Source organism: Massilia putida (assembly GCF_001941825.1).
GTDB lineage: Bacteria > Pseudomonadota > Gammaproteobacteria > Burkholderiales > Burkholderiaceae_D > Telluria > Telluria putida.
Genome location: NZ_CP019038.1, coordinates 3,228,105 through 3,240,260, shown reverse-complemented (window position 1 = coordinate 3,240,260; position 12,156 = coordinate 3,228,105). Strand labels below are relative to the sequence as shown.

Sequence of the window (12,156 nt, the reverse complement as noted above, 5' to 3'; positions counted from 1 at the left end):
CGATGCCGGGAGGGATCACATCGAAAGGAAAACCATGAAAGAAGAGCTGATCGAAATGAACGGCAAGGTCACCGAAGTGCTGCCGGAAATGCGTTTCCGCGTGGACCTCGAGAACGGCCACCAACTGGTCGCGTACACGTCCGGCAGGATGAAGAAAAACCACATTCGCATCATCGCGGGCGACCGCGTCACGCTGGAGATGTCGCCGTATGACCTGAACAAGGGCCGGATCGTGTTCCGCCATCTCGAAACCCGCGGCGTGCCCGCGCCGTCGGCCGCGCGCCAGCGCCGCCGCTGATCGACCCGGATCGAACAACGACGGCCGCGCCACCGTGTCATCCCGACACGGTGGCGCGGCCGTTTTACGTTCTCAGTACAACTGGACGCTGTTCGCGCTCTGGCGCCGCAGGTGTGCCAGCTTGGCCGAGTACAACTGGCGGTTGTCCGACTTCGTGCTGGTGTCGATGGCCTGCGTGAGCTCTTCGCGGGCTTCCTTTGCTTGACCAAGGCGCAGCAGCGTCACCGCGAGCCAGAAGTGGAACTCGTCGTAGTAGGGCGCACGCTTGACCTCGCGTTCGAACAGCTTGCGCGCGGCGTCGTAATCGCCGGCCTTGAGGGCGACCATGCCCTTGTCGAAGTACTGGAACGGCGGGACCGGTTCGACGGCGGCCACGCGCCGCGCCATCTCGGCCGCTTCGGCCGGACGGCCCGTCGCCGCCAGCAAGGGGCCGAGATTCTGCATCACGACGATGCTTTCCGGCTCGCGTTCGAGCGCCGTGCGCAATGCCCGTTCGGCCATGACGAGATCGCCGTGGCGCTGGTAGATCACGCCCAGCGTATTGTAGGCGATGGCGTTCGGCGGATTGGTCGCCACGGCGGCGCGCGCCCACCAGTAGGCGTCGTCGACGTTGCCCTGCACGAGCGATTCGGCGGCGCGGTTGTTGAGGTACAGCGCGACGATGTCGTCTTCTTCCAGTTGGCGGCTGCGCAGGCGGCTCGCGTCCGGCGGGGGCAGGAAGTCGACGACGAGTTCGTGCTCGGACGTCTCGTCGTACAGCAGGCCGTTGGGCCGGCGGTGGCCGAGGGCGATGTTGACGTGGGACGACACGAGATAGATGCCGCCGTCGCGGCTCCACGTCTCGTCCGCCATCACGCTGCGGAAGTGCACCGTCATGCCGAGTTCGCGCGCGAAAGCCGCCGTCATGACGACGAGCGACAGGCAGTTGCCGGCGCGCGCCGCATACGTCTCGGCGGCCGTGCGGGTGCGGCTGGAATCGTATTCGAGCTTCAGGTCGGTCTTGCTGTACAGCGCGTCGATCAGGCCCTGCTCCAGGCCCTTGCTGCGCAGATGCGCTTCGAAGGCGGGACTGTGGATATAGGCCTGCATCGCGGGACTCAGCGTGAACAGGTTTTGCGCGCCGATGGGTTCCGACGGCGGCTTGAAGGACGCGTCGGCGAACAGTGGTGGCGGGGCAGGATGTTGCGGGGTGCTGGCGCAGCCGGCCAGCAGCAGGGGCAATACGATCAATAGGGACGCCAGGCGGTTCATGTCTCCTCCTCGGCCGGCGATTCGTCGATTATCAGTCTTATGACTTGAAGTATCTGCCGGTCCGGGGCGGAAGTAAAGAACACCTCGACAATCCGCTCTCGCGACGGTCCTCGAGGTGCCCTAAAGACGCGCTACTGGTCGGCGTGGAAGGCTTCGTGCAGTTCGTCGAGCAGCTCGGCCGTTTCCTCGTGCGAGAGGCCGAGATAGGCCAACGCGCGGGCACCGCCCTTGTTCCATTCGAGCGATTCGGCATCGCCCTGATATTTGCAGATCGCGCTTTCCGCCAGCAGCGACAGCGCCACGAGCGAGCGCACCGTCGGTGCCGTGTCGGCGTCGTCCAGGACCGCGTAATCGTGGTGGTGCAGGATGGACCAGGCGACATCTTCCGAGAGTCCCCAGTTGCGCGCCAGCAGCGTGCCGATGGTCGTGTGGCTCGTGTTGTGGCGCTCGTTTTCCAGCGCCGTGAACGGCCGTTCCGATTCGAGCGACGCGCAAGCATAGGTGCTTTCGTAGTCGGCGAAGCGGTCCATCAGCAGCGGCACGCCGGTGTCGCAGAACAGGCCGAAGGTGTGCGCCACGTCCGTCTCGCCGATGCGCAGGCGGCGCGACAGGAAGACCATCGCCTCCGCGCGCCGGCTCGACACTTCCCAGAAATTGGCGAGCGCGGCGCTGTTCGCCGGGATCGCCTGGCGTGCGAGCAGGCCCGTCATCAGGGCCGCGACCTGGTTAATGCCGAGGAACAAGATCGCCTGCTCGATCGACTTGGCCTTGCGCCGCCCGCCGAAGATGGACGAGTTGGCGAGCTTCAGCAGGGCGCCCGACATCCCGACGTCGCTGGCGACGATGCGGCCAATCACGGCCGGGCTCGGATCCGGGGACGCAAGTTCCCGTTGCAGATCAGCAAGCAGGCTGGGACGGGGCGGGATCCGGATCGACTTGATCAGGGCGTCGACGGGATCCTCGGCGGCGGCGCTCGGACGCGCCAGGACAGCTGCTGTACTCATGACTGGACGGGAAAAACGGTGCTGGGTGATGCTGCACGGAAATACGCGCGAAGTTTGTCACTATAAACCAGTGCCGTAGAAGTTGCAGCAAAGTATTGCCCTTGTGTAGCAAAACAGACAGTGCGACCTGTCAAATCTTAACAATATAGAATTGCTCCATGTCTTCAACCATTCTTGCCGGCATCGATTTTTACGCGCCTTCGCATCTGGTCGCGCGCCAGCTGATCGGCGTTACGGTGCTCGTCGACGGCGTCGGCGGCCGCATCGTCGAGACGGAAGCCTATGACGGCGAAGATCCCGCCTCGCACAGCTATTCCGGCCCGACCGACCGTAATTTCGCGATGTTCGGGCCGCCGGCCCACGCTTATGTCTACCGCTCCTACGGCATCCACTGGTGTCTGAATTTCGTTTGCCGGGAAGAGGGGCATGGTGCCGGGGTCCTGATCCGCGCGCTCGAACCCGTGACGGGGCTGGACACTATGTGCGAGCGGCGCGGCACGCGCGATCACTGGCTGCTGTGTTCCGGACCCGGCAAACTGTGCCAGGCGCTGGGTGTGACGCGCGCCCTGAACGGGCAATCGCTGGCGGCGCCGCCGTTCGAGCTGGCGCCCGCACCGAGCGGCATCGACGTGGTCAGCGGGCCGCGCATCGGCATTTCGAAAGCCGTCGACGTACCCTGGCGCTTCGGCCTGGCCGGCTCGCGCTGGGTCAGCAAGCCGTTCCGCTGAACGTTCAGCGGCCCTTGGCCGCGCGGCGCGGCCGGGGCGTTTCCCGGTCATCCTGAACCGGCCGGTGTGCGAGCGCCGGCCGGCCGCGCATCGGGCTGTCCGGGGCGCGTCGTTCGATGGCGGCCGGCGCCGCGTCGTCCTGCCCATCCTCGATGCGGAAGATCGACACCGCGCGCGCCAGGTTGACGGTCTGCTCGTGCAGGCTGGCCGCCGCCGCCGCGGCCTGTTCGACGAGGGCGGCGTTCTGCTGCGTCATATCGTCCATCTGCCCGACCGCGCGATTGACTTCGGCGATGCCGTCGGCCTGCTCGGTGCTGGCGGCGCTGATGCGGTTGATGATGTCGTTCACCTGCTGCACCGACGCGACCACGCTGCCCATGCTGGACCCGGCCTCGCCCACGGCCGCGCTGCCGTTGTCGATGATCGCCACGGAATCGGCGATGAGCGCCTTGATCTCTTTGGCGGCCGACGCCGAGCGCTGGGCCAGCGTGCGCACTTCGCTGGCCACGACGGCGAAGCCGCGGCCCTGCTCGCCGGCGCGTGCCGCTTCGACGGCGGCGTTCAGCGCCAGCAGATTGGTCTGGAACGAGATGCCGTCGATGACGCCGGTGATCTCGACGATCTTGCGCGAGCTGGCGCGGATCGATTCCATCGTGGCCACGGCGCGGTCGACGGCCTGGCCGCCGCCGGTCGCCAGCCGGGCCGCCTCGGCCGCGAGTGCCGTCGCCAGGCGGGCGTTGTCGGCATTGCCTTTGACGGCCTGGGTCAGCGTCTCCATCGCGCTCGCCGTCTGCTGCAGGGAGCCGGCCTGCAGCTCCGTGCGCGTCGACAGGTCCAGGTTGCCGCTGGCGATTTCTTTCGACGCCGTGTCGATCGAACGCACCGAATCGAGCACGCTGCGCAGGGTCTTGTTCAGGTTGGAGATGGTCTGGTCGAGCGCGCGCGCCGTGTCGGCGATTTCGTCGCGGCCGTCGTTATGGGCGCTGGCGCACAGGCGGCCTTCGGCCAGCTCGCCCACGACGGCCGAGATGGCGCCGATGTCGCGCAGCATGGCGCGGCGCACGAACATCGTCACGGCCAGCGAGACGGCGATCGACAGCATCACCAACATGGCCATCCACGTGCCCAGGTTGTGGAACTCCGTGCGCGCGGCGGCATACGCCTGTTCGCTGAGCGTCTTTTCCAGCGTGGCCAGCTGGGCCAACTGCTGGTTCAGCACCATGAATTCCTTTTCCGCCTTCTGCATCGAGTTGGTGGCGATCGACTGGTCGACCTGCGCCATCTCGATCGTGTCCTGCACGGCCTTGCGGTAGGCCGCCAGTGCCGCCAGCGATGCGTCGACGGGCTTGCGTTCGGCGCCGTCGGTCGCGCGCGCGAGTTCCTGCAATTGCGCCTGCACGGCGGCGTGGCGTTTGCCGATGTCGGCGATGAGGGCGTCGAGTCGGTTCTTGGCGAAACTGCCGTTGATCCAGGCCAGCAGCTGGTAGGCGTTGGCGTGGACGTACTTGGCTTCGCCCGCCACGTCGGCCACGCTTTTCAGGCGCGCGGCGCGGACCTGCACGATGTTTTCCAGCGACGCGTTCTGGCGCACCATCCCGTACCACGCGGCACCGGACAACATCAACAGCAGCACCAGCACCATGCCGGGGGCCAGCAGCAGCTTGGGACCGATCCGAAGTTTTTTCAGCATGTTTCGCTCCCGCTCGACGCGTTCGAGACTGTTATTTCTTGTAGAGTCCTGCCTCCAGCACGACGCCGTCGACGAGCAGGATGTACGTCGTCTTCGGTTCGATCTTGCCGGTGGTCGGATTCTTGTACTGATAGTCGACCCAGCCCTTGCCCTTGGCCGCGGCCAGCTCGATGATCTCGCGGCGGTATTTCTTGCCGTTGGCATCGGGGACGTCCGTCAGGTCCTTGCCGACGATCGACGGGTTGTACGGATGGGCCAGTACGATGCCGGTCTTGACGTCGCGCATGTCGATGTACAGCGAGCCCTGGACGAACTCCGGATCCTTGGCCGTGATGCGCTTCATGACTTCTTCCTTGCCCTTAGCCTTGACCATGGCGGCGCCGCGCTCTGCCATGGCGATCGCATCCTTCTCGGACGGTTCCGACGCCAGTGCGCCGGCGCAGGACAGGGTCAGGGCGGTAGCGACTACGGTTGCGGTCAGTTTCATAGGATGTCCTTTCGGGGGATGAGGATAGGTCTGAATGTTGCCTATTTGCATTTCCTACTGTACGCCGCGGACTTCCCCGGGCTGTTGTGCTAACGCAAGTGGCATCCTGCCGCAACGGCAACGCTGATCTTTCGCAGTGCATGTGGAAATCAGTGAGAAATGGAATTGGAACTTGACTAGTGGCAACTCAGACACGGTGTCGTCTCCCTACCATCGGTTCCTGTCGGCAATTATTTCCATGCGTCACCTTTTGCTGCCATCAACCACTTCCTCAGGAGAACTCCCGTGACCCTCGACGCGACGCCCGCCAAGTTCAAGCCCTATACCCGCCAGTCGATCCAGAATGCACGCCAATGGCGATGGCTGAGCCCCGACCTGCAGGAAGCGGTGCAGGTGGTCTCCCATGTCCTGCCGTTCCGCACGAACGAATCGTGATGGAACAGCTGATCGACTGGAACAACATCCCCGACGATCCCATCTACCGCCTGACGTTTCCCCACCGCGACATGCTCCCGAGCAGGGAATACGAGCAGTTGCGCGATCTGGTGCTCTACAAGAAGGACGACGCGGCGGTCGCGAAGCTCGTGCACGCCATCCGCATGCGCATGAACCCGCACCCGGCCGGCCAGATGACGCACAACGTGCCGCGCGTGAACGACGCGCCGCTCAAGGGGCTGCAGCACAAGTACAAGGAAACCGTGCTGTTCTTCCCCAGCGCGGGCCAGACCTGCCACGCCTATTGCACGTTCTGCTTCCGCTGGCCGCAATTCGTCGGCATGGAAGATATGAAGTTCGATGCGCGCGAAAGCACGGAGCTGGTGTCCTACCTGGCCTCGCATCCGGACGTGACGGACGTGTTGATCACGGGCGGCGATCCGATGATCATGAATACGCGCTCGCTGGCCGAGTTCATCGAACCGCTGCTGGCGCCCGAGCTGGCGCATATCCAGAACATCCGCATCGGCACCAAGTCGGTCGCGTACTGGCCGCAGCGCTACGTGTCGGACAAGGACAGCGACGATCTGATGCGCCTGTTCGAACGAGTCGTCAAGGCCGGCAAGAACCTCGCGCTGATGGGGCATTACAACCATGCCGTCGAGCTGCGCCAGCCTATCGCCCAGCAGGCCGTCAAGCGCATCGTCGGCACCGGCGCCACCTTGCGCATGCAGGGCCCGCTGATCCGCCACATCAACGAAGACCCGAACAGCTGGGCCGAACTGTGGACGACGGGCGTGCGCCTGGGGGCGATCCCGTACTACATGTTCGTGGAGCGGGACACGGGGCCGCGCGAGTACTTCGGGCTGCCGCTGGGGCGCGCGCACGAGATCTTCCAGGCCGCGTACAGCATGGTGTCGGGCCTGTCGCGCACCGTGCGCGGACCGTCGATGAGCGCGTTCCCGGGCAAGGTCGTGATCGACGGCGTGGTCACCATCAACGGCGAAAAGCTGTTCGCGCTGCAGTTCCTGCAGGCGCGCAATCCGGACTGGGTGCGCCGGCCGTTCTTCGCGAAATACGACCCGGACGCCACCTGGCTCGATCACTTGAAACCGGCGTTCGGCCGCAAGAAGTTTTTCTTCGAGGGCGGTGAAGACGATCAAGATGCCTTCCCGGCGGTTGGGCGCGTGATTCCGATCCAGCCGGCGCGCACCCAGGACCAGCGCGCCAGCGACAGTCAACCCGACGCGGCTTGAGCCGCAGGAGGTGTGCATGGAAACCGACCAGAATCAGTCGCCGCTGAACGGCGTGGCAGTGTTTTTCTACGTGTTCCTGCCGTTCGCGCTGGGACATTATTTGTCCTCGCTGCTGCGCAACGTGAACGCCGTGCTGGCACCGCATCTGGTCGGCGCGCTCGCGCTGACGCCGGGCCAGCTCGGCCTGCTCACCAGCGCGTTCTTTTTCGCGTTTGCCCTCGTCCAGCTGCCGGTCGGGATCGCGCTCGACCGCTACGGTCCGCGCAAGGTGCAGCTGGTGCTGTTGATGCTGGCGGCATTCGGCGCGCTGCTGTTCGCCACGGGTCGCTCGTTCGGCCAGCTGGTGCTGGCGCGCGCCGTCATCGGCTGTGGCCTGGGCGGCTGTTTCATGTCGGCGGTGAAGGCGATCTCCACGTGGATCTCGCCCAAGCGCCTGCCATCCGTGCAGGGCTATCTGATCGCCGTGGGCGGTCTGGGCGCTGCCTCGGCGACGATGCCGGTGCGGATGCTGTTGCAGCACACGGACTGGCGCGGCCTGTTCATGCTGCTGGCCGCATTGACCGCCTCCAGCGGTCTGCTGATCTGGCTCGTCACGCCGCGGTCGAAGGCGCCCGGCGGGGCGATGCCGACCGTGCGCTCGGTGCTCGACGTGTACCGCGCGCACGCGTTCCGCACGACGATCTCGCTGGTGCTCGTGCCGCATGCGATCTTCTTCGGCATCCAGGGCCTGTGGATCGGACGCTGGCTGTCGGACGTGGCCCGCTTCCCGGACGCCGCCGTCGCCTACCTGCTGTACATGGGGATGGCGTCGGTGATCTTCGGCGCCATCGCCGTCGGCATGATCACGGAATGGGCCGGGCGGCGCGGCATCGAGGCGCTGGACGTAGCCGCCGTCGGCGTGCTGCTCTTCATCCTCGTGCAGGTGGCGATCGTGTGCAACTGGCGTCCCAGCCTGCAGCTGCTGTCGGTGCTGTTCACGCTCGTGGGAACGATCACCGGCATCGAATACGCGATCGTGGCCCAGAGGCTGCCGCGCGCACTGACGGGGCGCGCGGCCACGTGCCTGAATCTCCTGATCTTCATCGGCGCCTTCCTCGTGCAGGCCGGTTTCGGCCTGATCGTCGGCCTGTGGCATCCCGACGCCGCCAGCCACTTCCCGGCGGTGGCCTACCGCGTCGCGTTCGGCGTGCTGGTGGCACTGCAGCTGCCTGGCCTGCTCGGCTATGTCCATCACTGCCTTCAGCGCCGTCAAGTAAAATGCGACATCGTTTTGCTCACCCAGAAGGAAGAATATGAGATTGGTTCGTTACGGACGCCCCGGTAAGGAAAAACCGGGCCTGTTCGACGAGGAAGGCCGCCTGCGCGACCTGTCCGGCGTGATCGAGGACGTCGATGCGTCGGTGCTGTCGGAAAAGGCGCTGCGCAAGCTCGCGAAGGTCGACTGGAAAACGCTGCCGCTCGTGCGCGGCAATCCGCGACTCGGCGTGCCGGTCAAGGGCGTCGGCAAATTCATCGGGATCGGCATGAATTACTCCGACCACGCGGCCGAAGTGGGCGCTTTGATCCCGAAGGAACCGATCATGTTCATGAAGGCGACGTCGTGCCTGAACGGCCCGGACGATCCGATCCAGCTGCCGAAAGGCTCGAAAAAGACCGACTGGGAAGTCGAGCTGGGCGTCGTCATCGGCACCCGCGCGCAGTACGTGGACGAGAAGGACGCGCTGAAATATGTGGCCGGCTACTGCGTCGTCAACGACGTCTCCGAGCGCGCCTACCAGTTCGAACTGGGCTCGCAATGGGACAAGGGCAAAGGCTGCGACACGTTCGGCCCCGTCGGCCCGTTCCTCGTGACGAAGGACGAGATCTTCGACGTGCAGGACCTCGATCTGTACCTGGAACTGAACGGCAAGCGCGTGCAGACGGGGAACACCTCGAAGATGATTTTCACGGTCGCGCAAATCGTCAGCTACCTGTCGCGCTTCATGACCCTGGAGCCGGGTGACATCATCACCACGGGCACGCCGCCGGGCGTGGGCCTGGGCCGCAGCCCGCAGCGCTTCCTCAAGAAGGGCGACAAGCTGCGTCTCGGGATTGCGGGGTTGGGCGAGCAGCAGCAGGAAGTGCTCGCGTATCCGAAAGCCTGACACGCCTGATAAGCGCGTCCCCGCGCAGGCGGGGACCCATGCCGAGCAACAGGATTCCATAAGTCGGTGCCGTCGCGACGATTGAGGGGTACCCGACTTCGGTGATTCAGTATGGATTCCCGCTTCCGCGGGAACGACGGCTAGATTGCCACCCGCTTCAACGCCCCTTCGATCGATTCCTTCAAGCGCCCCACGATCTCGCCCAGGTCCCCCTGCGTGACGACGTACGGCGGCGCCAGCAGTACGTGATCGCCCTGGCGGCCGTCGATCGTGCCGCCCATCGGATACACCAGCAACCCGTTCTCCATTGCGCACGCCTTGATGGCCGCATGCAGCTTCAGTTCCGGCGCGAACGGTGTCTTGCTGTCCCGCTCGCGCACCAGTTCCAGCGCGAGGAACAGCCCGCGGCCGCGGATGTCGCCCACGTGCGGATGGTCTTCGAATTCCTCGTCCAGCATCGCACGCAATTGGGCGCCGCGCAGGCGGACTTGCGTCAGCAGGTCGTCGCGCTCGATCACCTGCTGGACGGCGAGGGCCGCCGCCGCCGCCACCGGATGCCCGATGTAGGTATGCCCGTGCAGGAACACGCCGCTGCCGGCGCGCAGGCGCTCGACGATGGTGCCGTTCACGAGCACCGCCCCGATCGGCTGGTAGCCCGCGCCCAGGCCCTTGGCCACGGCGATCAGGTCGGGCACGACGCCGTCCTGCTCGATCGCGTACATGGTGCCGGTGCGGCCCATCCCGCACATCACTTCGTCGGCGATGAACAGGATGCCGTACTTGTCGCACAGCGCGCGCACGCCGCGGAAGTAGCCGGGCGTGGGCGGGATCGCGCCGCCCGTCGCGCCCACGACGGGTTCGGCGCAGAACGCGATCACGTGTTCCGGACCGGCCTGCAGGATCGCCGCTTCCAGTTCGTCCAGCAGCATCGCCGTGTACTGGTCGACGGTCTGGTCTTCGGTCCGGCCGCGGTATTCGTAGCAGGCCGACACCCGTTCGACGTCGATCAGCAGGGGCGCGAACGGCTGGCGGCGCCATTCGTTGCCGCCCACGGCCAGCGCGCCCAGCGTGTTCCCGTGGTAGCTCTGACGGCGCGCGATGAAGAGCGAGCGTCGATGTTCCCCGCCTTCGACAAAGTACTGGCGCGCCAACTTCAGCGCCGTCTCCATCGCTTCCGACCCGCCCGACACGAGGTACACGCCCTCGACCCCGCTCGGTGCGTTCGCCACGAGCCGGTCGGCCAGTTCTTCCGCCACCTCGGTCGTGAAGAAGGCCGTGTGGGCATAGGCGCAGCGGTCGATCTGGCGGTGCATGGCCGCGATGACGTCCGGATGGCCATGTCCGAGCGACGACACGGCCGCGCCGCCGCTGGCGTCGAGATAGCTGCGCCCAATGCTGTCGTACAGGTAGACGCCCGCGCCGCCGACCGCGATCGGCGGCGTCTGACGCAGGCTGCGGTGCAGGATGTGAGTCATGAACGCTCCCTAAAAAGTTGACGGTTGACAATAAGCGGGAATCGTCGGGATTCTTTTGATTTTTGCCTCAAGGCATGCGAATATTTTCCTCATGACCGACCGCCTCCGCCCGATTCCGCCGGAAGACTGGACCGACGCCCAGCGCGCCGCCGCCCAGGAGATCATCAATGGCCCGCGCGGCGCGCTGTACGGGCCATTCGTGCCGCTGCTGCGCAGTCCCGAGCTGATGCAGTATGCGCAGCGGCTGGGCGAATACCTGCGCTATCGCAGCGCCATCGGCGTGCGCTTGTCCGAGCTGGCGATCCTGGTCACCGCGCGCGAGTGGGACCAGCAGGTCGAGTGGGCGATCCACGCGCCCATCGCGCAGCAGGTGGGCGTTCCGCCGGACGTCATTGCCGCCATCGCGCGGCGCGAGCGGCCGGCCGCGCTGCTCGTCGACGAAGCGGTCGTGTATGACTTCTGCCTCGAACTGCACCGCCACAAGCGCGTGTCGGACCGCGTCTACGACGACGCGCTGGCGCTGTTCGGCGAGCAGGGCGTCGTCGACCTGATGGGCGTGAACGGCTACTACACATTCCTCGCGATGGTGATGAACACGGCGCGCACGGCAGCGCCGCCGTCGAGTGCGGACCCGTTGCCGGACTAGCCGGCCACCAAAACAAAACGGCGGCACCTGGCCGCCGTTCTTTCATGCGCGAGCGCGCGTCAGCTGAGCACCTTCTTGAGCCACGCCGACATGTGCTCGACTTCCTCGAGGCACAGCGTATGTTGCATGGCGTATTCATGCCATTCGAGCTGGTAGCCGAGCGAGACGAGCAGGTCGCGCGACGCTTCGGCGCGGTTGAACGGCACGACGTTGTCGTAGCGGCCGTGCGCCATGAAGATCGGCGTGGATTGACTGGCTTCCGTGCGTTCGGTCGCCAGTTTGGCGGACAGCGGCACATAGCCCGAGAGGCACAGCAAACCGGCCAGCCGTTCCGGATGGCGCAAGCCCGTCTGGATGGTCATCGCGCAGCCTTGCGAGAAGCCGGCCAGGATGATGCGCGAAGCGGGAATACCGCGTGCCTTCTCGCGCTCGATGAAGGCTTCGATGTCCTTCTGCGAGGCGCGCAGGCCGCCTTCGTCCTCGCGCCGCGTCAGTTCCGCGCCCGTGATGTCGTACCAGGCGCGCATCACGTAGCCGTTGTTGACGGTGACGGGCATCGTCTTCGCATGCGGGAAGATGAAGCGGATGCCGGGCAGGCCGGCCAGGTCCAGTTCGCGCACCATCGGCACGAAGTCGTTGCCGTCCGCGCCCAGGCCATGCATCCAGATGATGGCGATTTCCGGGTTGTCGTTGGTCTCGATCTGGATGTGTTCGAGCAGTTCGCTCATGCGGTGTCCTTGTA

The 12,156-nt window shown here is 65.6% G+C and carries 11 protein-coding genes and 1 pseudogene; 6 read left to right on the top strand and 6 right to left on the bottom strand.

Annotated elements, in window-relative coordinates; translation table 11 throughout:
* The first annotated feature begins 34 nt into the window (after positions 1-34).
* Positions 35-298 (top strand): translation initiation factor IF-1, encoded by a 264-nt coding sequence (gene infA / locus BVG12_RS16620; RefSeq protein ID WP_075793376.1) that lies wholly within the window; start codon positions 35-37, stop codon positions 296-298.
* Between the two features lie 72 nt (positions 299-370).
* Here the strand turns inward: infA and BVG12_RS16615 are convergent, their stop codons facing one another.
* The gene (locus BVG12_RS16615; RefSeq protein WP_075793375.1) at positions 371-1,549 is read right to left on the bottom strand and encodes a tetratricopeptide repeat protein; all 1,179 of its coding nucleotides are present in this window, start codon (positions 1,547-1,549) and stop codon (positions 371-373) included.
* 131 nt (positions 1,550-1,680) lie between these two features.
* Positions 1,681-2,553 carry an HDOD domain-containing protein gene (locus tag BVG12_RS16610; protein ID WP_075793374.1) on the bottom strand — a complete coding sequence of 291 codons (873 nt, stop codon included), beginning with the start codon at positions 2,551-2,553 and terminating at the stop codon, positions 1,681-1,683.
* A 158-nt stretch (positions 2,554-2,711) separates the two neighbouring features.
* Here BVG12_RS16610 and BVG12_RS16605 point away from each other — a divergent pair, with 158 nt between their 5' ends.
* Entirely contained in the window at positions 2,712-3,281 is a 570-nt protein-coding gene (locus BVG12_RS16605; protein ID WP_075793373.1) for a DNA-3-methyladenine glycosylase, read from the top strand.
* Between the two features lie 4 nt (positions 3,282-3,285).
* Here the strand turns inward: BVG12_RS16605 and BVG12_RS16600 are convergent, their stop codons facing one another.
* Both BVG12_RS16600 and BVG12_RS16595 read right to left on the bottom strand, forming a co-directional pair.
* Positions 3,286-4,971, bottom strand: a complete 1,686-nt coding sequence (locus BVG12_RS16600) for a methyl-accepting chemotaxis protein (RefSeq protein WP_083685117.1) — start codon at positions 4,969-4,971, stop codon at positions 3,286-3,288.
* 31 nt (positions 4,972-5,002) lie between these two features.
* Positions 5,003-5,458: a cache domain-containing protein gene (locus BVG12_RS16595; protein ID WP_075793372.1), complete on the bottom strand. Its 456-nt coding sequence runs from the start codon at positions 5,456-5,458 to the stop codon at positions 5,003-5,005.
* 285 nt (positions 5,459-5,743) lie between these two features.
* On the opposite strand from BVG12_RS16595, the pseudogene BVG12_RS16590 reads away from it, so the two are divergent.
* The 3 genes and pseudogenes from BVG12_RS16590 to BVG12_RS16580 all read left to right on the top strand — a co-directional run bounded on the left by BVG12_RS16590 (position 5,744) and on the right by BVG12_RS16580 (position 9,293).
* Positions 5,744-7,149 (top strand): annotated as a pseudogene (locus tag BVG12_RS16590) (KamA family radical SAM protein).
* Between the two features lie 16 nt (positions 7,150-7,165).
* On the top strand, positions 7,166-8,473 hold the full coding sequence (locus tag BVG12_RS16585; protein ID WP_075793371.1) for an MFS transporter: 1,308 nt from the start codon (positions 7,166-7,168) through the stop codon (positions 8,471-8,473).
* Positions 8,442-9,293, top strand: a complete 852-nt coding sequence (locus BVG12_RS16580; RefSeq protein ID WP_075793370.1) for a fumarylacetoacetate hydrolase family protein — start codon at positions 8,442-8,444, stop codon at positions 9,291-9,293. The genes BVG12_RS16585 and BVG12_RS16580 overlap by 32 nt, the downstream gene beginning before the upstream one ends.
* 140 nt (positions 9,294-9,433) lie before the next feature.
* On the opposite strand, the gene BVG12_RS16575 is transcribed toward BVG12_RS16580, so the two are convergent.
* Positions 9,434-10,768: an aspartate aminotransferase family protein gene (locus tag BVG12_RS16575; protein WP_075793369.1), complete on the bottom strand. Its 1,335-nt coding sequence runs from the start codon at positions 10,766-10,768 to the stop codon at positions 9,434-9,436.
* Positions 10,769-10,859: 91 nt separating this feature from the next.
* Here BVG12_RS16575 and BVG12_RS16570 point away from each other — a divergent pair, with 91 nt between their 5' ends.
* Complete coding sequence (locus tag BVG12_RS16570) at positions 10,860-11,414, top strand: carboxymuconolactone decarboxylase family protein (RefSeq protein WP_075793368.1); 555 nt, start codon at positions 10,860-10,862, stop codon at positions 11,412-11,414.
* Positions 11,415-11,473: 59 nt separating this feature from the next.
* Here the strand turns inward: BVG12_RS16570 and BVG12_RS16565 are convergent, their stop codons facing one another.
* Positions 11,474-12,142, bottom strand: coding sequence for an alpha/beta hydrolase (locus BVG12_RS16565; RefSeq protein WP_075793367.1), 669 nt, complete (start codon positions 12,140-12,142; stop codon positions 11,474-11,476).
* Positions 12,143-12,156: the final 14 nt, after the last annotated feature.

What these genes read in the sequence shown, in the direction of transcription:
- infA (WP_075793376.1), top strand. Translation starts at nt 35, where the DNA reads ATGAAAGAAGAGCTGATCGAAATGAACGGCAAGGTCACCGAAGTGCTG.
- BVG12_RS16615 (WP_075793375.1), bottom strand. Translation starts at nt 1,549, where the DNA reads ATGAACCGCCTGGCGTCCCTATTGATCGTATTGCCCCTGCTGCTGGCC.
- BVG12_RS16610 (WP_075793374.1), bottom strand. Translation starts at nt 2,553, where the DNA reads ATGAGTACAGCAGCTGTCCTGGCGCGTCCGAGCGCCGCCGCCGAGGAT.
- BVG12_RS16605 (WP_075793373.1), top strand. Translation starts at nt 2,712, where the DNA reads ATGTCTTCAACCATTCTTGCCGGCATCGATTTTTACGCGCCTTCGCAT.
- BVG12_RS16600 (WP_083685117.1), bottom strand. Translation starts at nt 4,971, where the DNA reads ATGCTGAAAAAACTTCGGATCGGTCCCAAGCTGCTGCTGGCCCCCGGC.
- BVG12_RS16595 (WP_075793372.1), bottom strand. Translation starts at nt 5,458, where the DNA reads ATGAAACTGACCGCAACCGTAGTCGCTACCGCCCTGACCCTGTCCTGC.
- BVG12_RS16585 (WP_075793371.1), top strand. Translation starts at nt 7,166, where the DNA reads ATGGAAACCGACCAGAATCAGTCGCCGCTGAACGGCGTGGCAGTGTTT.
- BVG12_RS16580 (WP_075793370.1), top strand. Translation starts at nt 8,442, where the DNA reads ATGAGATTGGTTCGTTACGGACGCCCCGGTAAGGAAAAACCGGGCCTG.
- BVG12_RS16575 (WP_075793369.1), bottom strand. Translation starts at nt 10,768, where the DNA reads ATGACTCACATCCTGCACCGCAGCCTGCGTCAGACGCCGCCGATCGCG.
- BVG12_RS16570 (WP_075793368.1), top strand. Translation starts at nt 10,860, where the DNA reads ATGACCGACCGCCTCCGCCCGATTCCGCCGGAAGACTGGACCGACGCC.
- BVG12_RS16565 (WP_075793367.1), bottom strand. Translation starts at nt 12,142, where the DNA reads ATGAGCGAACTGCTCGAACACATCCAGATCGAGACCAACGACAACCCG.